Genomic DNA, 24,132 nt, shown 5'->3' with positions numbered 1-24,132 from the left:
TGAAATAAAATCAAATATAGAATAATATTCTTTATAAGTTTATTTATTTGTATGTATATTCTTAAAATTAGTATAAACATGGTTTTTAATTCTTAATGTCTTAATTTTAAACCATGAAAGAAAACAACTTTAACCCAGAAAGCTTAATGATGACTTATGGTTATAAACCAGAGTTGTCTGAAGGGGCTATAAAATGCCCAATATTTCAAACGTCAACTTTTGTTTTTAAAACAGCCGAAGAAGGAAAAGCCTTTTTTGAGCTTGCCTATGGTTTACGTGAAAAATCTCCAAAAGAAGAATTAGGTTTAATTTATAGTAGAATTAATAATCCAAATTTGGAGATATTAGAGAACAGACTTAGTCTTTGGGATAAATCCGATGATTGCGCCGTTTTTGAAAGTGGTATGTCTGCCATAAGTACAGTGTTATTAGAATTCTTGAAACCAGGAGATCTATTAGTATATAGTAATCCTGTGTATGGAGGTACTGATCATTTTATCCATCATTTTTTAGATAAAATTGGAGTGCATACGATAGGAGTAATGCCAAATCAAGGAATAGATGATGTGGTACAAATGATACAAGATTCTGGTAAGGCAGATAAATTAGCAATGATTTATCTTGAAACACCCGCAAATCCTACAAATAATATTGTAGATATAGAAAAATTTAGCCAAATAGCGAAGCAATTTAGTACTGAGGATAGAAAGACTCTTGTTGCCGTTGATAATACATATATGGGGCCATTATGGCAACACCCTTTACAATGTGGTGCCGATTTGGTATTGTACTCTGCTACAAAATATATAGGGGGACATAGTGATTTGATCGCTGGTGCTGTATTAGGAAATACAGAATTAATGATTAGAGTAAAAACCCTACGTACTTTTCTAGGAAATATGGTTAGTCCCCATACAGCATGGTTACTGCTTAGAAGTTTGGAGACATTGAAAGTTAGAATGGATCAACAAACAAAAAATGCCCAGGTTATAGCCGATTATCTCGAAGGACATGCAAAAGTGAAGAAAGTATACTATTTGGGATTATTAAAAGAGGGTACAGCTGATTTTGCAACCTACAAAAAGCAGTGTTCTGCTCCTGGAGCTATGGTGTCTTTTGATATTGAAGGAGGAGAGAAAGAAGCTTTTACTTTTTTGAATAACCTAAAATTAATGAAACTTGCAGTTAGTCTAGGTGGAACAGAAAGTCTTGCAGAACATCCAAAGACAATGACCCACGCCGGTGTAGATGAGGGGCAAAGACAACAGATGAACATTACGGATCAGTTATTGCGCTTATCAATAGGAGTAGAGAGCGTAGACGATTTGATTTGGGATCTTGATCAAGCTTTACATAAAGTACATATAAATACACCATTAAAAGTGGATCAAGTATAAGTTCTAATTGAGCTATTATACGTAAAAAAGCACAGTTGAATACTGTGCTTTTTTTGTTTATATACATTCAAAACCCCCTAAATAAAATAAGTTGGGGGACATTAACCTGGTAAAAAGGGTTTTTTTCCCCATTGCGCGGTATGCGTTGTAGAGGTATCTTTACACCATCAAAATAAAATACATTATCAACTAATTTTACACACAGAAATTATGAATTTATTCGGCATCACTTTCAACTTTATTTTAGAGTTTGTAAAAGAATTACCAAAAGCAAGTAGTCACGCAATACACAGATAATTACTTTGTGTTAATGAGGAAAAACTAAATATACGTAGATCCTCTTATTTCAAAGAATCTATAAAGACAGTATTTTCACAAAAAAATAAATCTATTAAACAACTTTACACAATATATTATGAAATCATTTCGCTTTAATTTCAGGATTTTACAAGAGTTTCTTAAAGAATTACCTAAAGCTAGTAGTAACGCGATTCATAGATAGAACGTTCCTAGACTTTAGACACCGAACTATTTGAATTTGGGGGAATTCAAAAATAGTATTTATAGGGAAATTAAAACCCGCATTCTAAACAAATGCGGGTTTTACTATTTTTTGATATACAGGTTACTTTGGACTAACCGCCATATTATCTGGCTTTACTCTTTTGGCTTCAAACGTTTTAAATAAAATACTTTTGTATGCCCTTATATAGCAAACATCAGTATCTTCACTATCAATCCATACTTTTACTTTGTAGCTTTTTCCGCTATCCGCATTATAAATGGTTCCTCCAGATAAAGCACCATCCTGATAGGTTAATTGATCTAAAATAATCATTCCTAACAAGGGACGAGTTCGAAGTTCTTTTTTAGGGTTTTTATTATCTAATCCGTTAAAATTTGATAGAGGTTTCATAGCTCTTTTATGAATTTTTCCATAAAAAGTAGTACCGTCTTGATAGATTTCTATAATTGATCCTCCAGTAATTTCCCATTGCCCTATATAAGTATCTGCACTAACAGAATGTAGTAGAAAAAAAATAGGAAAAGTAATAAGAACGAGAAGTTTCATTAACATAATTTCATCAATTATATTAAAATTATGTGAAAGAAACTACAAAAATAGCTAATATTATAGTATTCTTTTAAACCAAAAAGACCTCACAAATTGTTTAAAATAAGTGAGGTCTAGTGTATATGTATGAGATGCAGCGAGTTGATTATTTTAAACTCCCTACCATATCTTCAGGTTTTACCCATTCTTCAAATTCTTCTTCTGTAACATAACCAAGAGCAACTGCTTCTTGTCTTAGCGTTGTTCCATTTTTATGAGCTGTATTTGCAATTTCGGCCGCTTTGTAGTACCCTATTTTGGTGTTTAATGCAGTTACTAGCATTAACGAATTATTCAATAATTCGGTAATTCTTGCTTGATTAGGTTCGATCCCTTGAGCACAATGCTCATCAAACGACACACATGCATCACCAATTAATTGTGCACTCTGTAATAGATTTGCAGCCATCACCGGTTTAAATACATTCAATTCAAAATGTCCTTGCATTCCTCCAACATTGATAGCCACATCATTACCTAATACTTGTGCACATACCATCGTTAATGCTTCACATTGTGTTGGGTTTACTTTTCCTGGCATGATTGAACTCCCGGGTTCATTAGCTGGGATGATTAATTCACCAATTCCGCTTCGTGGTCCAGAAGCGAGCATACGAATATCGTTTCCAATTTTATTTAAAGAAACAGCCAATTGTTTTAACGCTCCGTGTGTTTCTACAAAAGCATCGTGAGCAGCAAGTGCTTCAAACTTATTTTCGGCAGTAATAAAGGGTAAACTTGTGAATTGAGCAATAAATTCAGAAACACGTTTTGCATATCCTTTAGGGGTATTTAGCCCAGTACCTACAGCGGTACCTCCAAGTGCTAACTCACCCATATGTGGTAATGTATTCTCTAAAGCTTTTATACCATGATCTAATTGTGAAACGTAACCCGATAATTCTTGACCAATTGTTAAGGGTGTTGCATCCATAAAATGCGTTCGACCAATTTTTACTACATTTTTAAATTCTTCAGATTTACTTTTTAGTGTATCTCTTAATTGTGTTACACCTGGTATAGTAACTTCTACAATTTTTTTATAAGCTGCAATGTGCATTCCTGTGGGAAATGTATCATTTGAAGATTGAGATTTGTTCACATCATCATTTGGTTGTAAAGTCTTTTCACCTTCACCAATTGTGTTTCCGGCAAGTTGATGCGCACGATTTGCAATTACCTCATTTACATTCATATTACTTTGCGTACCAGAACCTGTTTGCCATATAACCAAAGGAAATTGATCATCATGTTTTCCGGTCAAGATTTCATCACATACCTGAGCGATAAGATCTCTTTTTTCTATCGGTAAAGCTCCAAGTTCACAATTTGTATATGCTGCTGCTTTTTTAAGATATGCAAAGCCATAAACAACCTCTAATGGCATAGAAGCAGGAGCTCCTATTTTAAAGTTGTTTCTAGATCTTTCGGTTTGCGCTCCCCAAAGTTTATCAGAAGGAACTTTTACATCCCCCATAGTATCTTTTTCTATTCTATATGTCATAGCTAAGACGATTTGTTTTTTTTAAGAGTGCAAATTTAAGCATTTGACGCGCTATTTCTGAATAAACCTTCTGTTTTTTGGTGACAAATACAGATCCATATAGATTTTAAAATAAATTATACTTCTGCTATGACATATAGATAAGAGTTGTTATCTTTGGCAAAAATTGAAAATTAGAATATCGTTATGTTTGAATTTGATCAGTATCTTGGTTTCTTAGCTTTTTTAACTATCCTAACAATTGGATTTTGGCTAATGATCTTTTTATTAACATTTGTAATTCCGTATTGGATTATTGGTGCTAACATAGAAAACTTCAAATTAAGAAGAGAAGCTAAACGCAAAGCAAAAGAAGAAGCATAATAATTGATATAAAGTATATATTAAAAAGGGAACCCTAGGGTTCCCTTTTTTTTATGATATAAAAATAGATTATAGAATATCTACTACTTTTTGAGGAGGCCTACCTATAACAGCTTTGTTACCTTTGATTACAATAGGTCTTTCGATAAGCTTCGGGTTTTCAGACATGATTTGAATAACTTCTTTATCAGAGAAATCTTTTCCTTTATAGTTTTCTTTCCATATCACTTCGTTTTTTCTCACAAGTTCCATAGGTTTAATCCCTAATAATTTGATAATACCCGATAGTTCTTCACTAGTAAGAGGTGTTTCAAGATATTTTACAATAGTTATTTTTTCATTTTGAGCTTCTAGTATAGCCAATGTCTCACGTGATTTGGTACATCTAGGATTATGATAAATAGTTGTCATGTTTTTATACGTTTTTTAATCTTCATTTTTTTGCCCCATCATCATCAAAAATGCTTTTAAGAAAGCATCAATATTCCCGTCCATTACGGCATCTACATTTCCTGTTTCTTCGGCTGTTCGAACATCTTTTACCAATTTATAAGGATGCATCACATAATTACGAATTTGCGATCCCCATTCTATTTTCATTTTTGAAGCTTCAATTTCTTCTCGTTGCGCCCGTTGTTTCTGAAGCTCTAGTTCATATAGTTGTGACTTAAGCATTTGTAATGCTTTTATCCTGTTTTCTTGTTGAGAACGAGTATCTGAACACGAAATTTGGATTCCTGTTGGGAAGTGAGTCAATTGTACTTTGGTTTCGACTTTGTTTACATTTTGCCCACCAGCTCCACTTGATCTTGAAGTAATTATTTCGTAATCGGCAGGGTTAATATCGATTTCGATACTATCATCAGCCAACGGATATACATAGATAGATGCAAAAGAAGTATGTCGTTTGGCATTACTATCAAAAGGTGAAATACGTACTAAACGGTGAACTCCATTCTCTCCTTTAAGCCATCCAAAGGCATAGTCTCCATCAATCTCTAATGTAACTGTCTTGATGCCAGCTACATCACCACCTTGATAATTCAATTCTCTAATCTTAAACCCTTGCTTTTCTGCCCACATAAGATACATGCGCATGAGCATATTTGCCCAATCACAACTTTCTGTACCTCCTGCACCTGCTGTGATTTGTAATACAGCACTCATACTGTCTCCTTCATCACTAAGCATATTTTTGAATTCTAGATCTTCAATGAGAGTAAGAGCCTCTACATGTTTTTCTTTGAGTTCATTTTCGGTAATATCACCTTCTTTAAAGAATTCATAGAGTACTTCTAGATCATCAACTAATGCTTCACTTTTCTCATAATCACCAACCCATTTTTTTTGAGCATTAAGGGAGCGCATTAGTTTTTCGGCTTCTTGCGCGTTATCCCAAAAGTTTGGAGCAAATGTTTTTTCTTCTTCGTTAGCTATTTCAATAAGTTTGGCATCAACGTCAAAGATACCTCCTTAACGCAACCAGGCGCTTTCTCAGATCTTGTAAAGTATCTGTGTTAATCATAGTAGTTTTAATTTGTCACAAAAATAGGATTTAACAGTTCAGTAAGAAATAATTTTTAGATTATTTTATAGCTTTAAAAATTTTAAGAATTATTTTGCACAAACTCTTATTTATGAAACAACTTTTCGTTTGCCTGTTCTTACTAATTAATTCATCTATTTCTGCTCAGTTTCTGGAAAAACAAAAGAACCTTAAGTCTTACAAGGGGTATTTTAATTTCTATTATAATGAGGCTAAAGATGAGTTATATTTAGAAATAGATAAATTAGATACAGATTTTCTTTATGTACATTCTTTGGCAACAGGATTAGGTTCTAATGATATAGGACTAGATCGAGGTCAAATAGGAAATGGAGTAGTAGTTAAATTTATCAAAGCTGGTAACAAACTATTGCTTGTACAACCTAATCAGAGATATCGGGCTATAACGGATAATGCATTAGAAAAAAAGAGTGTAGAACAAGCTTTTGCAAAATCTGTACTTTTTGGTTTTCCTATCAAAGAAACTATATCCCGGAAATATATAATTGATTTCACTCCATTTTTAATGCAAGATACTCATGGTATTATATCTAGACTTAAGAGTCAAAAAGAAGGGAGCTATAGTATTGATAAGACTAGAAGCGCTTTAAGTTTAGCAAGAACAAAAGCTTTTCCTAAAAATGTCGAATTTGAAGCTTTAACAACATACAAAGGAACTCCAAGTGGTCAAAACATTAGATCAGTAGCTCCTAATGCTAAATTCCTTACTGTAAACCAGCATCATTCGTTTGTTGAATTACCGAATAATGGGTATACAAAAAGAGAATTCGATCCAAGAAGTGGAGCACTGTTTGTTTCGTATCTAGATTATGCTACTCCCGTTGAGGAGCCCATAGTAAAACGATATATACGAAGACATCGATTAGAAAAGAAAAACCCTGATTTAGCAATTAGTGAAGCTAAAGAACCTATTATTTATTATCTTGATCCAGGTACCCCTGAACCTGTTCGATCTGCTCTTTTAGATGGTGCAAAATGGTGGAATCAGGCCTATCAGGCTATTGGTTATAAAAATGCTTTTCAGGTTAAGATGCTACCTCAGGATGCTGACCCAATGGATTTGAGATATAATGTAATACAGTGGGTTCATAGATCAACAAGAGGATGGAGTTATGGAGCGAGTGTTATAGACCCCAGAACAGGAGAAATTCTTAAGGGACACGTGAGTTTAGGTAGTTTACGAATCAGGCAAGATTTTTTGATCGCGCAAGCATTAATGAATCGACCTTTTGCAATCTCAAACGATAATAATCAACCAATGTTAGAAATGGCACTGGCAAGGATTAGACAGTTATCTGCGCATGAAGTTGGTCATACTATAGGTTTTGCACATAATTTTGCGGCCAGTACTAGTGGCAGAGCTTCAGTAATGGATTATCCCCACCCTACAGTAACACTAAAAAACGGAGAAGTAGATTTATCAAATGCCTATGATACTAAGATAGGAGTATGGGATAAAGTTACTGTTGCTTATAGTTATGCAGAGTTTGGAAAAGATAAGAACGAGAAACAAGAGTTAAATTTAATATTGGATCGAGCATATCAATCGGGTCTTCGTTTTATTTCGGATAGTGATGCAAGACCACAAGGAGGCGCTCATGAATTGGCGCATTTATGGGATAATGGAAAAAGCGCTGTAGAAGAATTAGAAAATGTTTTGGATGTTAGAAAGGTGGCTATGAAAAACTTCTCTAAGGATAATATCCGACAGGGAGAAACGTATTCGGTATTAGAAGATGTTTTTGTACCGCTTTACTTTTTTCATAGATATCAAACAGAGGCAGCAGTGAAACTTATTGCTGGTTTGAATTATAATTATGCTACAAAAGGAGATAAACAAACTGTTGTAGAATATGTAGAGGCTAGTAAACAAAGAGGAGCATTACAGTCAATTTTTAAAACTCTATCACCAGAGGTGCTCTCTATCCCAGAAGATAAGTTAGCATTATTTCCGCCTAGAGCGTATGGGTTTGGTAAAACAAGAGAATCGTTTAACGGAAAGACCGGAGTAGGTTTTGATGCACTTAGTGCAGCAGCTACTGCTAGTGATATGAGTTTATCCTTATTGTTAAACCCTGAACGAGTATCTAGGCTGGTACAACAAAACGGAATAGATGATAGACAATTGGACCTTAATGAGGTATTAAGTAAACTAATTGAGTTTACTTTTAAAAATACGAATTATCAGAAGAACTATCATAATGAAATAGCCCATATCGTTAGAGCGAATGTTTTAAAACATCTTATGAGCTTAAGTAAAAATAAAGAGGTATATCCCCAAGTTAATGCTATTGCTTATAATAATCTTAACAAATTGATAATTAGACTTAAAAATGACAAAGTAACCAACCTGAGTAATGCCTACAACGCATACTATTTAAAACAAATTGAAGATTTTTTAGAAAAGCCAGAAAACTTCATTGTTTTGCCATCTCCAAAAATACCTGATGGTTCTCCTATAGGGAGTTTTAATTGCGATTTTTAAGTAATGTATTGTGCAACAGGCTATTGATTTAATATGCAGTATATTTATAAAGGAAGATCAATATTATGTTGATGTCTAGTATAACTTAAAACCAAATTATATGAAAAGCACAAAGAAATTAAGTTTTAAAAAAATGAACGTTGCTCAATTAGATGCAATTAAGGGTGGAAATCTATTAAACACTGTAGAAGGCTTACCTTCAGAACAACCTGTTGGAGGCGGTGATCTTTGTTACTCAGATTCACCAACTAGCTGTCTATATTGCGTATAAAACATAATTATAGATGTATAAAAATCATCCAAGAATTATCTTGGATGATTTTTTTTGTCATTTTTTAAACAAAAAAATCCTAGATTCTAGAAAAACGATCGAAATTCTAGAATGTTCAAAACGGTCATTTGCAATTACCTCATTGATTATGATATGTTTGTCTTATCAAGCGCATTGATAAAAACAAATATTAATTATTAAAAATAACAAAAAATGAAAGATTTAAAATTTGAAAAATTAGAAGAAATTAATGGAGGAAGTTGTGCTGTGGCTGTGGTATCTTTTTTAGGATCATTAGCAAGTCTTGTTTTAGCGCCAGCTACAGGAGGAGCTTCTTTAGTGCTATCGCAAGGTATGATAGTCGCGAGTACGTATAGTATGGGAACTAGTTGTTCTGCTAAGTAAAGAACAACATAGTTTATTACTAAAAACCCTTCTAAATAATTATTTAGAAGGGTTTTTTAATAGTATGAAATGGTAAATAAAAAATGCGATGATCCTGTTTTCAAATCTTTTTTGTGTTTAAATGCATCGAAATTCATGAATATCGATCGAAATTCATGAATAGTATTTTTAAAACATTGTAAACCAGGTGTCTAAGTGGTTATGTTTGTTAGAGTTAAAGCGTTTGGATAGTTAATTCACTAAAATTTATGTCATGAAAAGTATTAAGAAACTTAATCTTAAAAAGGTAAATATTGCTCAATTAGATAATTTTATGGGTGGTGCTGGAGATAATACCACAAGTCAGGCTGTTCCCACTTATACCTTAATCACCAATATCGATTGTAATGTACAAACATATATTAATTGTGGTAATGCTTCGCAAAGATGTATCACTCGAATTTGCGGGAATTCTGTACCCGTTATTGATGGTGGAATAGGATGTCATATTCAGTAGTATTACCAAAAAATAATTTTAATTATAAAATAGTATATCATGAAAAATAAAAAGAAGCTTAATCTTAAAAAAATGAACATAGCCCAGTTAAGTACTGTTAAAGGAGGAGACCTTGGACCCGTGTTAACTCCGCCTTTACCTACTGTATTAACAATTTCACCGCCATGTGATATTATTAGTCCAACAAATGGGTTTACAGCATGTGTCTATCCCGAGAGCTTAGATCCTTGTATCGAAGTAATTAAATAAGAAAGCTTATTTTCATAGTTTTCTTACGTTGTATTTGATTAATATAAGTGAGTAAAATCACCTAAAACTAATTTTAGGTGGTTTTTTTGTGCCTTTTTTGTTGAAATCCAACGTAGTTATGTAATATCTAATGTGAATTTTAATGATAATAATACTTAGAGTTATCTTTAATAGATATGTCAAACTATTTATTAATTCAAGCTTTAAATGAACGCCTTAGAGGATCAAAGGTGATTTTATAATGGTATATAAAATTCTAAAACTATTTATAGAGGTGTCTTCAATATGCTAAGTAAATGGATTGTTACATAGTCTTTTGTATTGTTGAGTTGCATCGTATCACTTTAGCTTATTGCGAGTTTTATATAATGTTTTACGATATTAAATTGGTTTAATTACTATGTAATTATAGATTCAATACTTCTTAATATTCTCCGCTTAAAATATCCGATCGAAATTCAGGAATATAGATCGAAATTCCTGAATAGTCTTTTTAAAATGTTGTAAAACAGGTTATTATGATCTTATGTTTGTTGGTGTCAAAGCGCTTTGATATTTACAAATGTTTAATTATTAAAATTTAAAAAAATGAGAAATTTAAAATTAGAAGAACTGGAAACTATAAATGGTGGAATAGCATGTGCTCTTTCGGTAATAGGTTTTTTTGGGTCATTAGCAAGTTTAATTGTAGCACCGGCTACAGGAGGTGCCTCTTTACTTCTTTCGCAAGGTATGATAGCTACTAGTACAGCAAGTATGGGGGTTAGTTGTAGTGGTGATGCACCTGTGCAACAATAAACGATTAATTAATATCTAAATATATTTAAAATGAGAAATTTAAAAACCGAACAAGCAGAGAAAATAAGAGGAGGTAATGGATTACCATTTCCTTTCCTACCAGCTCCAATAGGTCATGTGATTTTAATAGGTTTAATACTAGATGGTGTCGGAGCATGGGTAGAGGGTAATAACCAAAATCAATCCACGAATACCGATTATGGTAGAAATGTAACATAAATTGATAAGAACAAACTATTCATCCATCGATGAATAGTTTGCTTTTTTATGTACTTCCTAAGGGTAATTACCTATTAATATAAAATGTAAGTCATGAGAAATAAAGAATTAAAAAAATTAAATCTACATAGAAATGTGATTTCTAAACTTCAATCTATAAAGATTAAAGGTGGAGTTCATGATTCATGCACTCCACAATGTGTGGGAGATGAAACCAAGAACATTTTATGTATTCCTACAAATACTAAATAAATTATAAACAGAGGTTTCTGAACATTGCTTAACGAAGTAATATAAAAACACTTGAAAATAATTTTCAAGTGTTTTTTTGTTTATGAATAAATCGAAATTCTGGAAAAACGCTCGAAATTCTAGAATCTATATAACCATCATTTGTATTGGAGTAAGAGGTTGCAATAAGTTTGTGAGTATAAAACATTTTAGGTCTAAAATTAATGTTTAATTAAAACAATAAATATTATGAAAAGTAAAAAGAAACTTAGTCTTAAAAAGATGAATGTAGCACAATTGGATAGTGTTAAAGGAGGTAGTTATACTGGACCAATCTTTACGGTACTTTGTGGTCTAGATACTAGAGGAACCATTTGTCAATATTCTAGAACACCAATGAGCTGTCAAGTATGTGTAGAAAAATAAATATCAATTCTAAAAATCTCCATACGTAATTAGATTAATTGTGAGTATTGGATACAAAGAATTGAGTTGAATCGCCCTAAGGCTCCAAGGGCGATTTTACTAATACCATTTTAGATTTAAAATAATGTATAATCAAACAACAAATATTATGAAAAACAAAAAGAAACTTAGTCTTAAAAAAATGAATGTAGCGCAACTAGATAGTGTTAAAGGAGGAAATATAGCTTGGACTTTTCCAACAGGGCCATCTTTACCTACTGCAGATCCAATGGGATGCGGAAATGGAACTCAAGGACTAGCATGTCAATACTCTCAAACACCAATGAGCTGTGCAGTATGTGTTAATGCACATAAATAATAATCTATTTATAATGTCTTCATTTGTATCCTGATTAATTGTGAGTAATTATATGGTAAAAATAGATTCTGAATCGCCCAAAATATATTTGGGCGATTTTATAAGTCATATTGGTCGAATTTCGCGAAAAACGCTCGAAATTCAGGAATACTCGAAATCATATATTGGATAACATACGGTTACCGCATTATGTTTGTTTTGATCAAATATTTTGATGTTAAAAATAAAGTATAACGAAAAACAAACATTATGAAAAGTAAAAAGAAATTGATTCTCAAGAAAATGAATATTTCACAGTTAGGTAGTGTAAAAGGAGGTAATCCTAATGGAGGCTTTATGCAAACAGCCAATCCAGATGGTTGTGGGCTTAATTCTAACCTTACTACATGTCTGTATTCGCAAAATGTGATGAGTTGTCAAATATGTGTAGCGATGTAAAAATATTTAAAAAATTCTCAATGTTTTGATCACACATTTTTAGCTGATTTGTGACGATTTAATCCTTTTTGAGAGTTTGAGTTGAGTCGCCTAGACTTAGGTTTAGGCGATTTCTATAACTCCTAATTTTTTGGAGATTGACTGAAGGAATAGTATGACAATTATATAGCATACAGTAAGTAATGATCTGTGCGTATACCTTCTTAGTGGTATATGTAATCAAAATACTGAAGATTTTTTAGTTTCAAAAATAAAACAGCAAACCATGTTTAAGAAAATACCATTTATAATACTCTCTATAGTATCTGTTCTACTAGTAATAATGACAAATTATTTGCTAGATACTAACGAGTTAATGCTTAATAGTTTATCCGAACAACTTACTAGAGATCAATTTGAAGAATTTATCGAATTGAACCAAAAATGGCAGTGGGTAGGATATCTCTCTCTACCAATTATACTGTTTATAAAAGTTGGGTTGATAAGTACCGTTTTATTTATGGGTACTTTTCTATTTGACAAAAAAATACCATATAAGACATTATTTAGAATAGTTACCAAAGCAGAATTCATTTTTATTATTGTAGGTGTAATAAAATTAATTTGGTTCTCATTTAGTGACACTTTTACGATAGAAGAAATGCAAAGTTTTTACCCTTTGTCTGCTCTTAGTATTATAGGCTATGAAGGAATCTCTCCTTGGTTTATATACCCTTTTCAAACACTTAATTTATTTGAATTAATATATTGGATCATATTAGCCTATTTGATTGGTAAAGAGATTGATACCACAACAGATAAAGCATTAAAAATTGTGGCTAGTAGTTATGGTTCGGTTTTATTGATCTGGGTGGTTACAGTAATGTTTCTTACGCTAAATATGAGTTAAAGATTATTTCTGTCTTTCTATTTAAAGGAATGAAGTATTAGAAACTCTTAATAAAATATAGATGAAAACATATTTAAAAACTACTACGATTGTATTGGTAATCTTATTGTTATGTTTTATGGGATACAAGGTGGTTAACAAAATACAACAGAAGACCAAAGTAATAGAGACATTGAAAACAATTCCTAGATTCTCTTTTGAAACTTTAGATAACGAGACATTTACCAAAAGTGATCTTGTGTTAAATAGAACCACTGTATTTATATATTTTAATACAGAATGTAATTACTGTCAAAATGAAGCAATATCTATAAAACAAAGCATAGATGAATTTAAAAACACCCAATTAATCTTTGTCTCATCTGAAACAAAAGAAACTATAAAAACATTCTCCGAATTCTATAAACTAAATACTTATGATTACGTTAATTTCCTATTTGATTCACAAGATGATTTCTCCAGTCGTTTTGATGCTACTTCAATTCCTTATGTCTTAATCTATGATGAAAACCAAGCATTAGTAAAAAGACATAAAGGTCAACTTAAAGCAGAGGTAATACTCAAAACATTAAAAAGCAATTCAATTAATTTATCAAATTATTAGTCTGTATATAGGATTCATATTTTGATAAGCAAGATTTAAAAGATACTTATTATGAATAAGCATATGATATCAGAGAAGGAAATAAAAAACACTTTAGTATTACAACAAGACCAAAGTGATTGTGGAGTAGCCTGCTTATTATCTCTTATTAAACTTTATAAAGGAAATCATTCTCTAGAGAAATTGAGAGAGCTTAGTGGAACGACAAAGCAAGGTACTACGCTTTTAGGGTTATTTCAGGCAGCAAACAACTTAGGTTTTGCTGCTAGAGGATGTGAGTCCGATATTCAATCTTTAATTGATCATAAAGAACCGGTAATTCTTCATGTATTAATTGATAATCGATTGCAACACTATATAGTGTGTTATGGGTATTCTAAGAATAGATTTATTATTGGTGACCCAGCAAAGGGAATTAGATATTATAGCAAAGATGAGTTACTGGATATATGGAAATCCAAGACTTGTCTCGTATTAACGCCAAATGATGAGTTCATAGAAGAGAAAGAAGAGAAAGTCGCTAAAAAAGAATGGTTTATAAAACTCATAAAAGAAGATTATCCACTTTTGCTTTTTAGTGTTTTGTTGGGTTTGTTTACAGCCATATTAGGAATGGCAATGGCAGTGTTTTCTCAAAAACTAATTGATGACATATTACCTTCTAAAGATTTTAATAAATTGATTACGGGGATTGCTCTCGTTGCTTTTTTATTAATGATAAGAATTATAATGGAGGTATTGCGGTCTTATTTCTTAGTGCGTCAAAGTAAAGATTTTAACAATCGAATTATAGATTCATTTTACTCTTCTTTATTAAATCTTCCTAAACCTTTTTTTGATACTCGAAAAATCGGAGAATTAGTGTCGAGATTAAATGATACTCAAAGAGTACAACAAGTTATTCAAACGGTGTCTAATACTTTTGTAGTCAATTTGTTAATTTCAATAGTATCGCTTTGCTTTCTTTTTTATTACTCATGGCAAGCAGGACTGATTGCCTTAGTTAGTCTACCATTTTATTTTGTGTTAATATATGGTTTTAATGATAAAATAATTAAGGCCCAAAAAGAAGTAATGCAATCAAGGGCACATAGCCAGAGTAATTATATAGCAACTATGAATGGGATAGCAGCTATTAAAAATAATAACAAACAATCATTATTTCAAAAATTGAATAAAAGAATCTATGGGTTTTATCAGGATAAAGTATTTGATCTTGGCAAAATAGATATTCGATTATCTCTTATATCAGGGGTTTTTAGTGTTTTGTTTTTAGTCACTCTTTTAACTTTCGTATCTCTACAGGTATATCACGATACATTATTATTGGGAGAATTAATGGCTATTTTAGGTATTGCAGGGTCTTTATTGCCATCAGTAGCTAGTTTAGCATTAATAGCAATCCCAATCAACGAAGCAAAGATTGCATTTAATAGAATGTATGATTTTGCAGCAATGGAAAAGGAAAAGCAAGGAAATGTAAACATTACAGTTTTCGAATCTTTATCGATTAAAGATCTAAGTTTCAGGTTCGCAGGTAGAAGTCAGATATTAAAAAATATTTCGCTAAAAGTTAGAAAAGGTGAGTGTATTGCTATCGTAGGAGAAAGTGGATGTGGTAAAAGTACCTTGGGGCAAATTATTCAAAAGTTTTATGAAGGTGAAGAAGGAGAAATACTTGTAAATGAGCAATATAACTTGGGAGATGTAAATGTTAATTCATGGAGAAATCAAATAGGTGTTATAGAACAAGAGATTAAAGTATTTAATAGCACTGTGTTAGAAAATATAGCGTTGAATACAGAAGATGCACCCGAAGATATTATTGAATTTTGTGAAACGTACGGATTAGATACCTATATTTCGCAATTTCCGCAAGGGTACGCTACTATTTTGGGAGAAGCAGGGATAAATCTTTCTGGAGGACAAAAACAAGTACTGGCATTGGCAAGAGCTTTATACAAAAAACCTAAATTATTAATTTTAGATGAATATACCTCCGCTATGGATAGAAAAACAGAGCAGTTTTCACTTACATTATTAGAAAAACTAAAGAAAGAAATAGGGATTATTTTTATTTCACATCGATTACATTCTTTGCCCCAAATTGCAGATCAAATTTATGTTATAGAAGAGGGAGAAACTTCAGTTTCGGGATCACATCAAGAACTAATGCATTCTAATAATTTTTACAGTGATTTCTGGAGAGATCAAGAAGCGAATCATAATAAATTAATAGTGTCGTAATCAATACACCAATTTGGTCCAATAAGGATACCATACATATAATCGCCTATACTTGAAGAAGTATAGGCGATTATATTTTTTAAGTATTGATATTATTTATGTTGATAATTAGAACAAGTTTTGGTGTCACGATCAGGACAACTACGATCAGGAACAAAACTTGCTGTTCCAATACCACCATGAATAGTATAAGGATTGGTTAGTTTAGAAATTTTAATTTTATCTAAAGAAAGTGTTTTTGAGTTGAGTGATTTCTTTTTCATAAAGTTTACATGTTATGGTTAGTAATTATCTCCAAGGAAATATGAAAAATAGTTTTCCGTAACCTAAACTTTAGGTTACAGTATACCTGATTCTAGAATTTCATGTTATTTCTGATTGTGAAAACTGCAACTTGCAAATTGATCGCTAGGACAAACGTTGGCAGGATAAATACTGGCCGTTCCTCCAGGAAAACCTCCTTTAACAATGTTCAGGTTTATAAGTTTAGAGACCTTAATTTTTTTTAAAGAAAGTGTTTTTGAGTTGAGTGATTTCTTTTTCATAATATTTACGTGTTTAGTTAGTACTTATGTCAACGAAAATAAGAAAAAACAGTTTTTCTAAACCGAAAATTTAAGATACAGTATACGGGATTCTAGAATTTCGTATTATTTTACAGTAACCAAAATACTGTAAAGACGCAGTATTAATGCTGGTTTGGGCTAGTTTTTCTTTTTTCTAAGTTCCTTAATAAAATAAGATGGTTTAATCTTTACTTGTTTATAAAAAGCATTAGAAAAAGTTTCAGAACTGTTATAACCAAATTCGTTTGCTATAGCTTTTATGGTAAATTTTTGAAGTGTAGAATTTTCTTGTAATTCTTTTACCGCATAAGTAATTCTAAGTTCATTTAAATAACTACTAAAAGATTTATTTTTATAATGATTAATCACTAAAGAAAGATATTTTACATTGGTCTCTATAGTATCTGCTAATGACTGAGAGCTTAAACCCATACGCAAATAATCACGATTTTGTTCAAATTCTTCGAGCTTGGCTAGAATATAAGTAACATGTTTTTCTGGTACTTTTAGTTCATTATCCTTTGTTATCGGTTTATTTTGGTTTGTGATCTTGATATGATCGTTTGATTTGATGTCTGATGTGAGTTGCTCAAAACGAATTCTGTAGAGTTGTCTTTTTTTGTATTGATAATATATAAGGCTTCCTGAAACCAATAAAAGAATAGCCAGAACTAAGATACCTATCATATAGGTATTATTGTTTTTGCTTAATTTTTTGATTAATATTTGCTGTTCTTCAAGCAAAAGAGGAATGTCATAATCTTCTTTTACCTTTTTACTAATAAAAATTTGATCGTTTAAGTAGTTATCCAGAACAGAATTTAATTTATTAAGATATTTATTTTGACCATTTAGATCATTTATACTTTTGTAATAATCCTTTAAATATTCGTACGTTTTTATATGTTTATATTGTGGAGTAGAATTTAGAGTTTCTAATACGGAGTCGGTTTTCTTGAAATAAAATATTGCTTTTTCCTTATTTTTTAATTCATAGTAAGATTTGCCTAAGTAAAAATAGCTGTCTAAGGTATTAGATACATCTTCATATTCGATCATCGTAGGCAAAGCCTTGTGTATACTGTCTATAGTTGCAGTATATTTATCTCTTCCATTTTGATTTATTCCTTCACAGAGGGTAAAATATGATTTGATTTTATTAATTGTATTACCAGTATGTTGCGAAGCAATAGCATATCCAAGATTGTTATAATGACTGGCAGAGTCATTTTTTTTGAGACCAATATACGTTTCGGCGATAGCATGCAAGGTAAATAAGTACCTAATCATATATTTAGAATCAGTTTTATCTTGATAAAAGTTAGCACATTTTTTAAAAATTTGAATTGCCTTTTCCTTTTCGCCAAGATGTTCACTCCTTACAATAGCAATGTTGTGATCTATACGATATAAAAACGCAGTATCGTTATTCTTTTTTGCTATTTTACGTGCAATGTTGAGGTTGTCTAAGGTTTTATCGATATTTCTTTGAACAGATAGATAAAATTGAGCTTTTCTAAAATATGCAAGAAGAGGAAAATCTTTATTCTGTTTTCGTTTTGTAATTTTTATAATACTGTCTAGGTATCGAGTACCTGTTTCATAGCTAGTAATTCTATAGGTTAGTTCATAAGCTTTGGCAATCCTAAAAGTGTCTTTTTCCTTTTTTGCTTTGTTTAAAATGAATTCGGCTATTTTTTTAGCTTTAATAGAATCAGTCTTTCTATTTTTATAAAAATCATTTATGAGCTCGTCATAATTCATTTTAAGTAAAGAATCGTTCGGTGTTTGTGCACCGACAATAGCGGGGATAAGAAAAAGGGATATTATAATAAAGTAATAGTAAAACTTATACATGCTATTTTATTAAATAAAAATGGTTGCCTATAGTATTTGCAAAAATAGCATTATTTTAATTGCTCGGGTATTGAGTACACAAAGGGTAGTGTTTTTTTCTTTAAAAAAGGATAAACAAAAAGAAAATTAGATCGCGCAATTAAAATGAATTGTAGAGAAGAACACTCTCATTTTTTTTAAAAAACAAGAGTGTTATTTGATGTATTAGAGTAATCCTAAGCAGAAACTTATGATCACAGAAAGTTTTCATTAAATGACTATTGATTATTATATTCACAACCCCAACTACATATTGCGGTTACGCATAAATCTCCGGTTCGGGTACCATGGCCAACAGGACCAAATCCTCCTGAGATGTTGTTTAATTTATCCAATCTTGATATTTCAAGTTTTTTTAAGTTTATTTTTTTCGAGTTAGCAGATTTTTTCTTCATAACAATTCCCTTTTTAGTTTTTAAGATTTGCCACTAAAGTATATAAAATTAACCTTTAGAAAGAAGGAAATTAGTGTGTTGTACTCGGAATTCCTGAATTCCGGTTTTAGTTTTTCCTTGTTTCGAAGTGTTTGTTATTAATGTTTTACTTTCGTTTTTCTATGTTTTTAATAAAGTAAGAAGGTTTAATTTTTACATATTTATAAAACGCATTCGAAAATGTTTCGGCGTTTTTATAACCCATTTCTTGTGCAATTGCTTTAATAGTAAATTTTCGAAGCGTTTTATTGTTTTTAAGTTCTTCTACCGCGTATGTGATCCTTAACTCATTAAGGTAACTTGTAAATGATTTGCTTTTGTAATAATTAATAACCTGTGATAAATATTTAATATTGGTTTCCATATCATCTGCTAGTGATTGTATACTTGTACCAATAGTTAGATATTTATGATCTCTCTCAAATTCTTCAAGCTTATTTAAAATATATGTAGCATGTTTTTCAGGAACTTTTAATTCTTTTTTGGAAAGATCTTGATTTGTGTTATTAACTTTTACAATAGTTCGAGTAGAATTACTCTCTCTCATCAAAGCTTCGAAACGCGATCTGTACAGCTTCTTTTTTCTAAACTGAACATATAATAAGCTACCAAATGCTAGCAAAAGAGCAATTAACAATATTATACTTGATTGATAAGCATTGGTGTTTTTATTTAATTTTTTAATAATTACTTGTTGTTCTTCTAATAAAAGGGGAACATCATAGTCTTCTTTTACTTTTTTACTAATATGTACTCGATCATTTAAATACTTATCCAATATGGTATTAAGTTTCTGTAGATATTTATTTTGATTTTGTAGATCCTTCTTTCCGCGGTAATATTCTTTTAAATATTCATAGGTTTTTACATGTTTGTACTGTGGTATAGAGTGTAAAGTTTCGAGAATAGAATCTGTTTTAATAAAATAAGGGATTGCTTTCTCCTTTTGACCAAGTTTGTAATAACTTTTTCCTAAGTAAAAATAACTATCAATGGTATTTGATTGATCGTTATACTTTATGATAGGTAAAGCTTTACGAATACTATCTATTGCCAATTGATATTCTTTTTTTTCGTACCGATTTATACCTTCGGATAGAGTAAAGTAATATTTTTCATCAGGAAATAGATCAGAATTTTTAACCGCTTTAGTATACCCCAATTTGTTGTAATAAGAAGCAGAATCGTGTTTTTTTAAGCCTATGTAAGTTTCTGCAATAGCATGTAATGTGTTTAAATAAAGATATGCATGTCTGCTATTATAAAAGTTGGCACATTTTTTAAAAATAGATAAAGCATCTTCCTTCTCATTTAGATGTTCACTTTTAATAATGGCGATATGATAGTCGATACGATATAATAAATTAACGTTATCATATTGTTTTGCATATTTACGCGCTTGATTAAGGTTGTTAATTGTATTTTGAATGTTTCTTTTTTTATATAAAAAAAGTTGGGCTTTGTCAAAATAAGCTTGCGCAGGAAATGTTTTGCTTTGCTTTTGGGTTGTTAATTTAATAATGCTATCCAAATAAAGTTGTTGATCTCTATACTGAGATAGGTAAAAAGTAAAATGATAAGCGTCAGCAATTTTAAATGTGTCTTGATCTATTTTGGCACGTTTTAAAAAAACATCAGCAATACTTCTAGCTTTTAAGGTATCTTTTTGTACATAACTATAAAAATCTTTCTTAAGCTCGTTATAACTTTTGTTGGATAAAGAGTCTCTAAAGGTTTGTGCTTGTGTATAAATAGAGAGAAAAAAGAAGATAACTACAAAAATGTATTTTTGAACTATATTGAATAGAGTTTTCACAAAGAAATGATTTAGCATAATTGAGTATGCGATATTCATAAAAATAGCATTATTTTTATGGTTCAATGTAATACTAAAAAAATATATAAAAAAATATATGAAAATTGATCTGCGTAGTGATACGGTAACCAAACCTTCTAAGCAAATGTTAGAGGCGATTATGAATGCCGAGGTAGGAGATGATGTATATAAAGAAGATCCCTCTGTAAACAAACTAGAAGAAAGTATAGCTACTATGTTTGGGAAGGAGAAGGCTTTGTTTTTTCCTTCGGGTAGTATGGCAAATCAAGCTGCAATCAAACTACATACTCAACCAGGAGAGCAACTTATAGCTGATCAATATGCACACGTATATAATTATGAAGGAGGTGGGGTATCGTTTAATAGTGGTGTATCCTGTAAACTTATAAATGGACATAGAGGCATGATAACTGCTGATCAGGTTGAGGCCTCAATCAATCCTCCAGATTTTTACCATAGTCCATTAACTAGTTTGGTTTGTATAGAAAACACAACTAATAAAGGAGGAGGTGCATGTTATGATTTTGACGATATCAAGAAAATTAGAAAGGTGTGTAATGATCATAATTTAGGATATCACCTTGATGGAGCAAGGTTATGGAATGCATTAGTAGCAAAACAAGAAAATGCAAAACAATATGGTGAAATGTTTGATACCATTTCGGTTTGTTTAAGTAAAGGGTTGGGAGCACCATTAGGTTCGGTACTTATTGGTGATGCAAAAATAATGGACGATGCCATTAGAGTGAGAAAAATTTTGGGAGGCGGTATGAGGCAAGTTGGCTTTATGGCTGCGGCCGGTTTATATGCGATAGAAAATCATATAGAAAGACTTAATGATGATCATGCTCGTGCCAAAGAAATAGGACAAGTACTCAATACATTACCATTTATTACTGGTGTTGAGCCTATAGATACTAATATCATAATTTTCACGATAGAAGGGGATGAGCAGGAGTTTATTGCAAAAATGGAAGCCAAAGGGGTGTATTTTTATGGAATGGGACAAGGGAAATTAAGGTTCGTTACCCATTTGGATTATACACAAGAGCAACATGAATATTTTTTAGACCTTTTGGTATCGTACAATACAAGAAAAGCTGTTCAAACTATTTGAACAGCTTCATATACTTGTTATTAAAAAACACTTAAAAGATTATGCTTCTTTAGTATCGGCTCCAGAAGCATTTTCTTTTACAGAATTGATTCCGTTTTCCATTCCAGACTCAGAAGAATACATTTGACTACTTCCGATAACTTGACCATTTCCAGCCTTTAAATTAAAAAAGAACCTACCATCTTTGGCAGTTTTACGTTCATATCTACCATCTTCAGAAGCATTCTTCTTAACTGATGCTATCCCGTTTTCTGCTGCAGATTTACTATTGTAAACTTCGCTAGATAGAATCACTTGTCCGTTTTTTGCCTTTAAAGTAAAATGATAACTAGACCCTTCCTTATTTTTGAGTTCAAACATGTTGTCAATATTTTTAGTTAATTTTTAAGCTTCCGTTAAAATTATAGAATTAATAGGAGAAAGAAAAATGTAAAATGGGAGAACATTAACTTTTATTTTGCATTTTATCGAAAATAAATACAAGTTATCGAGAACAGAACCTTTAATTACTTCCCAAAAGACCTTCAATATAGTTGATCCTGATAGTTTTACAACTAATTAACATTCATATTAAAATTTATCAACTATGAGAAAAATTATTTTAGGGGTATTCATTATACTTGTTGTAGCAAATATTAATGCTCAACAAGATTTACCCCAAAATCCTGAACCAGGTAAATGTTATGTGCGTTGTACAACTCCTGATGTTTACGAAAATCAAACTGTACAGGTAAAGATCACGCCAGAGTATAGTAAATTAAGAACCATTCCGGCGAAATATGAGACCGTAACAGAACGCGTTATCGTAAAGGAAGCTTCAAAAAAGTTAAGAGTTATTCCGGCTAAATACGAAACCACAACGGTGACTTTTGTTAAGAAACAAAAAGCATCTTCTTTAAAAGTTATTCCAGCAAAATTAGGTAATGGATCTGAAACCGTAGAAATTAAACCAGCATATGCACAATGGGAGTTAGGTTCACCAGCACCAGATTGTGCATCTAGTAATCCAGATGACTGCCGTTACTGGTGTTATAAAGGATACCCTGCAGAATTCACTACAATACCTGTAAAAACTTTAGGTTCGGATGCAACTACAAATACGACTCCTATTTCAGAACAATCAGGATCGTATACAAAAAGAGTTTTGGTAGAAGCTGCTAGAGTTGTTGAAGAAGAAATACCTGCAGAATATGGTACAATAACAAAAACTGTTTTAGTTAAAGATGCGTATACAGAACAAGTTACTGTTCCTGCAACTTTTGAAGAGGTTACAAAAGAAGTACTAACTCAAAAGGGAGGATTAACTACTTGGAAAGAAGTAGAATGTTCTCTTGTAGAGTACTCTGCACTGCCAATTAACTGGAATTTAGGAAGCTCTACATTAACTTCTCAAGCAAAAAGCTTAATCGATACTAGATTAATGCCAGTATTAGCTAACAATCCTGGAACTAAAATGGAAATAGCTTCACATACAGACGCTAGAGGTTCTAGAACAAGTAATAAAACACTTTCTGATAAAAGAGCTCAATCGGTTGTAACATACCTAATTAGTAAAGGTGTAAATGCTAGCCGATTAGTAGCTAATGGATATGGAGAAACAAGATTAAAAAACAGATGTGCAGATGGTGTTACTTGTACAGAGAGACAACATGCAGCAAATAGAAGAACAGAATTTAGATTGATTCAATAATTCTGTATTGGGGAATACAAAAGCCTTTAAAAGCTCGATACATTAAAGTATCGAGCTTTTTTATCTACTATACTTTTCGAACATTTCAAAATGATACGTAGTATCTCGTAAAGAACTATATCCAGAAATATCATCTAGTATTTTACCTTTATGATTTACGATGTTAATTAAAGGAAAAGTCTTTTGCTTATTATAGGTACTTAACAATTTGAAGTTTTGAACTTTTTGATCACTTGAGAGTAAATCAGTATTTCGTGGTATATCAATGTAGAGAAAAACGAAAGCATTCTTAAATTTTTGAAATTTATAATTATCAAAAACATCTTCCTGAAGCATCATGCATGGTCTACACCAGTCACTACCGCTAAAATACATAAGAATGGGCTTGTCTTCTTCTTTCGAAATTTCTTTTGCTTGTTCAAAATCGTACAACCAATATGAATCTTTTTGTTCTTGAGAAAATACTACAAGATTAGAAAGAAACAACAATAAAAATAAATATGGATACCTCATTTGTAATGGCTTTATAAT

General features: G+C 31.4%; 28 protein-coding genes. 17 read left to right on the top strand and 11 right to left on the bottom strand.

Annotated elements, in window-relative coordinates; translation table 11 throughout:
• Window positions 1-113: 113 nt before the first annotated feature.
• The gene (locus DK508_RS12935) at window positions 114-1,397 is read left to right on the top strand and encodes a cystathionine gamma-synthase family protein (protein ID WP_109301172.1); all 1,284 of its coding nucleotides are present in this window, start codon (window positions 114-116) and stop codon (window positions 1,395-1,397) included.
• Between the two features lie 625 nt (window positions 1,398-2,022).
• On the opposite strand, the gene DK508_RS12930 is transcribed toward DK508_RS12935, so the two are convergent.
• From DK508_RS12930 to prfB, 4 genes are all read right to left on the bottom strand, one after another.
• Window positions 2,023-2,469: a DUF2147 domain-containing protein gene (locus DK508_RS12930; protein WP_160114696.1), complete on the bottom strand. Its 447-nt coding sequence runs from the start codon at window positions 2,467-2,469 to the stop codon at window positions 2,023-2,025.
• A 148-nt stretch (window positions 2,470-2,617) separates the two neighbouring features.
• On the bottom strand, window positions 2,618-4,015 hold the full coding sequence (gene fumC, locus DK508_RS12925) for a class II fumarate hydratase (RefSeq protein WP_109301170.1): 1,398 nt from the start codon (window positions 4,013-4,015) through the stop codon (window positions 2,618-2,620).
• Between the two features lie 432 nt (window positions 4,016-4,447).
• The gene (gene arsC / locus DK508_RS12920) at window positions 4,448-4,789 is read right to left on the bottom strand and encodes an arsenate reductase (glutaredoxin) (RefSeq protein WP_109301169.1); all 342 of its coding nucleotides are present in this window, start codon (window positions 4,787-4,789) and stop codon (window positions 4,448-4,450) included.
• 15 nt (window positions 4,790-4,804) lie between these two features.
• Window positions 4,805-5,903, bottom strand: a protein-coding gene (gene prfB / locus DK508_RS12915; protein ID WP_109301168.1) for a peptide chain release factor 2 whose coding sequence is annotated in 2 segments (ribosomal slippage) — window positions 4,805-5,839 and window positions 5,841-5,903 — 1,098 coding nt in all. Because the reading frame shifts where the segments join, the coding sequence is not laid out codon by codon here.
• 112 nt (window positions 5,904-6,015) lie between these two features.
• Here prfB and DK508_RS12910 point away from each other — a divergent pair.
• The 14 genes from DK508_RS12910 (at window position 6,016) to DK508_RS12860 (ending at window position 16,061) form a co-directional block, all read left to right on the top strand.
• Window positions 6,016-8,430, top strand: coding sequence for a zinc-dependent metalloprotease (locus DK508_RS12910; protein WP_109301167.1), 2,415 nt, complete (start codon window positions 6,016-6,018; stop codon window positions 8,428-8,430).
• A gap of 100 nt (window positions 8,431-8,530) precedes the next feature.
• The gene (locus DK508_RS21170; RefSeq protein ID WP_160114695.1) at window positions 8,531-8,701 is read left to right on the top strand and encodes a hypothetical protein; all 171 of its coding nucleotides are present in this window, start codon (window positions 8,531-8,533) and stop codon (window positions 8,699-8,701) included.
• Window positions 8,702-8,914: 213 nt separating this feature from the next.
• Window positions 8,915-9,106 carry a hypothetical protein gene (locus DK508_RS12905; RefSeq protein ID WP_109301166.1) on the top strand — a complete coding sequence of 64 codons (192 nt, stop codon included), beginning with the start codon at window positions 8,915-8,917 and terminating at the stop codon, window positions 9,104-9,106.
• A 253-nt stretch (window positions 9,107-9,359) separates the two neighbouring features.
• Window positions 9,360-9,602 carry a hypothetical protein gene (locus DK508_RS12900; protein WP_109301165.1) on the top strand — a complete coding sequence of 81 codons (243 nt, stop codon included), beginning with the start codon at window positions 9,360-9,362 and terminating at the stop codon, window positions 9,600-9,602.
• 39 nt (window positions 9,603-9,641) lie between these two features.
• The gene (locus DK508_RS12895; protein WP_109301164.1) at window positions 9,642-9,851 is read left to right on the top strand and encodes a hypothetical protein; all 210 of its coding nucleotides are present in this window, start codon (window positions 9,642-9,644) and stop codon (window positions 9,849-9,851) included.
• 588 nt (window positions 9,852-10,439) lie between these two features.
• On the top strand, window positions 10,440-10,649 hold the full coding sequence (locus tag DK508_RS12890) for a class IIb bacteriocin, lactobin A/cerein 7B family (protein ID WP_109301163.1): 210 nt from the start codon (window positions 10,440-10,442) through the stop codon (window positions 10,647-10,649).
• Between the two features lie 30 nt (window positions 10,650-10,679).
• A complete protein-coding gene (locus DK508_RS12885; RefSeq protein ID WP_109301162.1) occupies window positions 10,680-10,868 on the top strand; it encodes a hypothetical protein in 189 nt (62 codons plus the stop codon).
• A gap of 93 nt (window positions 10,869-10,961) precedes the next feature.
• Entirely contained in the window at window positions 10,962-11,120 is a 159-nt protein-coding gene (locus DK508_RS21165; RefSeq protein ID WP_160114694.1) for a hypothetical protein, read from the top strand.
• A 228-nt stretch (window positions 11,121-11,348) separates the two neighbouring features.
• Complete coding sequence (locus tag DK508_RS21160; RefSeq protein ID WP_160114693.1) at window positions 11,349-11,525, top strand: hypothetical protein; 177 nt, start codon at window positions 11,349-11,351, stop codon at window positions 11,523-11,525.
• Window positions 11,526-11,673: 148 nt separating this feature from the next.
• A complete protein-coding gene (locus tag DK508_RS12880) occupies window positions 11,674-11,883 on the top strand; it encodes a hypothetical protein (protein ID WP_160114692.1) in 210 nt (69 codons plus the stop codon).
• A gap of 249 nt (window positions 11,884-12,132) precedes the next feature.
• A complete protein-coding gene (locus DK508_RS12875; RefSeq protein ID WP_109301160.1) occupies window positions 12,133-12,321 on the top strand; it encodes a hypothetical protein in 189 nt (62 codons plus the stop codon).
• Window positions 12,322-12,586: 265 nt separating this feature from the next.
• Window positions 12,587-13,210 (top strand): hypothetical protein, encoded by a 624-nt coding sequence (locus DK508_RS12870; RefSeq protein WP_160114691.1) that lies wholly within the window; start codon window positions 12,587-12,589, stop codon window positions 13,208-13,210.
• Window positions 13,211-13,271: 61 nt separating this feature from the next.
• Complete coding sequence (locus DK508_RS12865; protein WP_109301158.1) at window positions 13,272-13,814, top strand: peroxiredoxin; 543 nt, start codon at window positions 13,272-13,274, stop codon at window positions 13,812-13,814.
• Between the two features lie 51 nt (window positions 13,815-13,865).
• The gene (locus DK508_RS12860) at window positions 13,866-16,061 is read left to right on the top strand and encodes a peptidase domain-containing ABC transporter (protein ID WP_109301157.1); all 2,196 of its coding nucleotides are present in this window, start codon (window positions 13,866-13,868) and stop codon (window positions 16,059-16,061) included.
• 92 nt (window positions 16,062-16,153) lie between these two features.
• Here DK508_RS12860 and DK508_RS21155 read toward each other — a convergent pair whose 3' ends face one another.
• The 5 genes from DK508_RS21155 to DK508_RS12850 form a co-directional block, all read right to left on the bottom strand.
• Window positions 16,154-16,324, bottom strand: coding sequence for a hypothetical protein (locus tag DK508_RS21155; RefSeq protein ID WP_160114690.1), 171 nt, complete (start codon window positions 16,322-16,324; stop codon window positions 16,154-16,156).
• 105 nt (window positions 16,325-16,429) lie between these two features.
• A complete protein-coding gene (locus tag DK508_RS21150; RefSeq protein ID WP_160114689.1) occupies window positions 16,430-16,606 on the bottom strand; it encodes a hypothetical protein in 177 nt (58 codons plus the stop codon).
• Between the two features lie 159 nt (window positions 16,607-16,765).
• Window positions 16,766-18,484, bottom strand: coding sequence for an AraC family transcriptional regulator (locus DK508_RS12855; protein ID WP_109301156.1), 1,719 nt, complete (start codon window positions 18,482-18,484; stop codon window positions 16,766-16,768).
• A gap of 257 nt (window positions 18,485-18,741) precedes the next feature.
• Entirely contained in the window at window positions 18,742-18,918 is a 177-nt protein-coding gene (locus DK508_RS21145; RefSeq protein WP_160114688.1) for a hypothetical protein, read from the bottom strand.
• A gap of 145 nt (window positions 18,919-19,063) precedes the next feature.
• Window positions 19,064-20,773 (bottom strand): helix-turn-helix domain-containing protein, encoded by a 1,710-nt coding sequence (locus DK508_RS12850; protein ID WP_160114687.1) that lies wholly within the window; start codon window positions 20,771-20,773, stop codon window positions 19,064-19,066.
• Between the two features lie 97 nt (window positions 20,774-20,870).
• Here DK508_RS12850 and DK508_RS12845 point away from each other — a divergent pair, with 97 nt between their 5' ends.
• Entirely contained in the window at window positions 20,871-21,911 is a 1,041-nt protein-coding gene (locus DK508_RS12845) for a low specificity L-threonine aldolase (protein ID WP_109301154.1), read from the top strand.
• Between the two features lie 39 nt (window positions 21,912-21,950).
• On the opposite strand, the gene DK508_RS12840 is transcribed toward DK508_RS12845, so the two are convergent.
• Complete coding sequence (locus DK508_RS12840) at window positions 21,951-22,271, bottom strand: YegP family protein (protein ID WP_109301153.1); 321 nt, start codon at window positions 22,269-22,271, stop codon at window positions 21,951-21,953.
• 226 nt (window positions 22,272-22,497) lie between these two features.
• On the opposite strand from DK508_RS12840, the gene DK508_RS12835 reads away from it, so the two are divergent.
• On the top strand, window positions 22,498-23,601 hold the full coding sequence (locus tag DK508_RS12835) for an OmpA family protein (RefSeq protein ID WP_109301152.1): 1,104 nt from the start codon (window positions 22,498-22,500) through the stop codon (window positions 23,599-23,601).
• A gap of 60 nt (window positions 23,602-23,661) precedes the next feature.
• On the opposite strand, the gene DK508_RS12830 is transcribed toward DK508_RS12835, so the two are convergent.
• Window positions 23,662-24,114, bottom strand: a complete 453-nt coding sequence (locus tag DK508_RS12830; RefSeq protein ID WP_109301151.1) for a thioredoxin family protein — start codon at window positions 24,112-24,114, stop codon at window positions 23,662-23,664.
• Window positions 24,115-24,132 lie beyond the last annotated feature (18 nt).

The sequence above is a fragment of the Aquimarina sp. AU474 genome, from assembly GCF_900312815.1.
Classification (GTDB): domain Bacteria; phylum Bacteroidota; class Bacteroidia; order Flavobacteriales; family Flavobacteriaceae; genus Aquimarina.
Note: the sequence above shows the minus strand (reverse complement) of the source record. Positions and strands in the feature narration are given on the sequence as shown.

Bases quoted from the DNA above. Each gene is read 5' to 3' on its own strand.
- DK508_RS12835 (WP_109301152.1), top strand. From the start codon at position 22,498: ATGAGAAAAATTATTTTAGGGGTATTCATTATACTTGTTGTAGCAAAT.
- DK508_RS12860 (WP_109301157.1), top strand. From the start codon at position 13,866: ATGAATAAGCATATGATATCAGAGAAGGAAATAAAAAACACTTTAGTA.
- DK508_RS12905 (WP_109301166.1), top strand. From the start codon at position 8,915: ATGAAAGATTTAAAATTTGAAAAATTAGAAGAAATTAATGGAGGAAGT.
- DK508_RS21165 (WP_160114694.1), top strand. From the start codon at position 10,962: ATGAGAAATAAAGAATTAAAAAAATTAAATCTACATAGAAATGTGATT.
- DK508_RS12900 (WP_109301165.1), top strand. From the start codon at position 9,360: ATGAAAAGTATTAAGAAACTTAATCTTAAAAAGGTAAATATTGCTCAA.
- DK508_RS21155 (WP_160114690.1), bottom strand. From the start codon at position 16,324: ATGAAAAAGAAATCACTCAACTCAAAAACACTTTCTTTAGATAAAATT.
- DK508_RS12870 (WP_160114691.1), top strand. From the start codon at position 12,587: ATGTTTAAGAAAATACCATTTATAATACTCTCTATAGTATCTGTTCTA.
- DK508_RS12880 (WP_160114692.1), top strand. From the start codon at position 11,674: ATGAAAAACAAAAAGAAACTTAGTCTTAAAAAAATGAATGTAGCGCAA.
- DK508_RS12840 (WP_109301153.1), bottom strand. From the start codon at position 22,271: ATGTTTGAACTCAAAAATAAGGAAGGGTCTAGTTATCATTTTACTTTA.
- DK508_RS12885 (WP_109301162.1), top strand. From the start codon at position 10,680: ATGAGAAATTTAAAAACCGAACAAGCAGAGAAAATAAGAGGAGGTAAT.
- DK508_RS12930 (WP_160114696.1), bottom strand. From the start codon at position 2,469: ATGAAACTTCTCGTTCTTATTACTTTTCCTATTTTTTTTCTACTACAT.
- DK508_RS12865 (WP_109301158.1), top strand. From the start codon at position 13,272: ATGAAAACATATTTAAAAACTACTACGATTGTATTGGTAATCTTATTG.
- DK508_RS12890 (WP_109301163.1), top strand. From the start codon at position 10,440: ATGAGAAATTTAAAATTAGAAGAACTGGAAACTATAAATGGTGGAATA.
- DK508_RS21145 (WP_160114688.1), bottom strand. From the start codon at position 18,918: ATGAAGAAAAAATCTGCTAACTCGAAAAAAATAAACTTAAAAAAACTT.
- fumC (WP_109301170.1), bottom strand. From the start codon at position 4,015: ATGACATATAGAATAGAAAAAGATACTATGGGGGATGTAAAAGTTCCT.
- arsC (WP_109301169.1), bottom strand. From the start codon at position 4,789: ATGACAACTATTTATCATAATCCTAGATGTACCAAATCACGTGAGACA.
- DK508_RS12845 (WP_109301154.1), top strand. From the start codon at position 20,871: ATGAAAATTGATCTGCGTAGTGATACGGTAACCAAACCTTCTAAGCAA.
- DK508_RS12895 (WP_109301164.1), top strand. From the start codon at position 9,642: ATGAAAAATAAAAAGAAGCTTAATCTTAAAAAAATGAACATAGCCCAG.
- DK508_RS12830 (WP_109301151.1), bottom strand. From the start codon at position 24,114: ATGAGGTATCCATATTTATTTTTATTGTTGTTTCTTTCTAATCTTGTA.
- DK508_RS12875 (WP_109301160.1), top strand. From the start codon at position 12,133: ATGAAAAGTAAAAAGAAATTGATTCTCAAGAAAATGAATATTTCACAG.
- DK508_RS12855 (WP_109301156.1), bottom strand. From the start codon at position 18,484: ATGTATAAGTTTTACTATTACTTTATTATAATATCCCTTTTTCTTATC.
- DK508_RS12910 (WP_109301167.1), top strand. From the start codon at position 6,016: ATGAAACAACTTTTCGTTTGCCTGTTCTTACTAATTAATTCATCTATT.
- DK508_RS21160 (WP_160114693.1), top strand. From the start codon at position 11,349: ATGAAAAGTAAAAAGAAACTTAGTCTTAAAAAGATGAATGTAGCACAA.
- DK508_RS21170 (WP_160114695.1), top strand. From the start codon at position 8,531: ATGAAAAGCACAAAGAAATTAAGTTTTAAAAAAATGAACGTTGCTCAA.
- DK508_RS12935 (WP_109301172.1), top strand. From the start codon at position 114: ATGAAAGAAAACAACTTTAACCCAGAAAGCTTAATGATGACTTATGGT.
- DK508_RS21150 (WP_160114689.1), bottom strand. From the start codon at position 16,606: ATGAAAAAGAAATCACTCAACTCAAAAACACTTTCTTTAAAAAAAATT.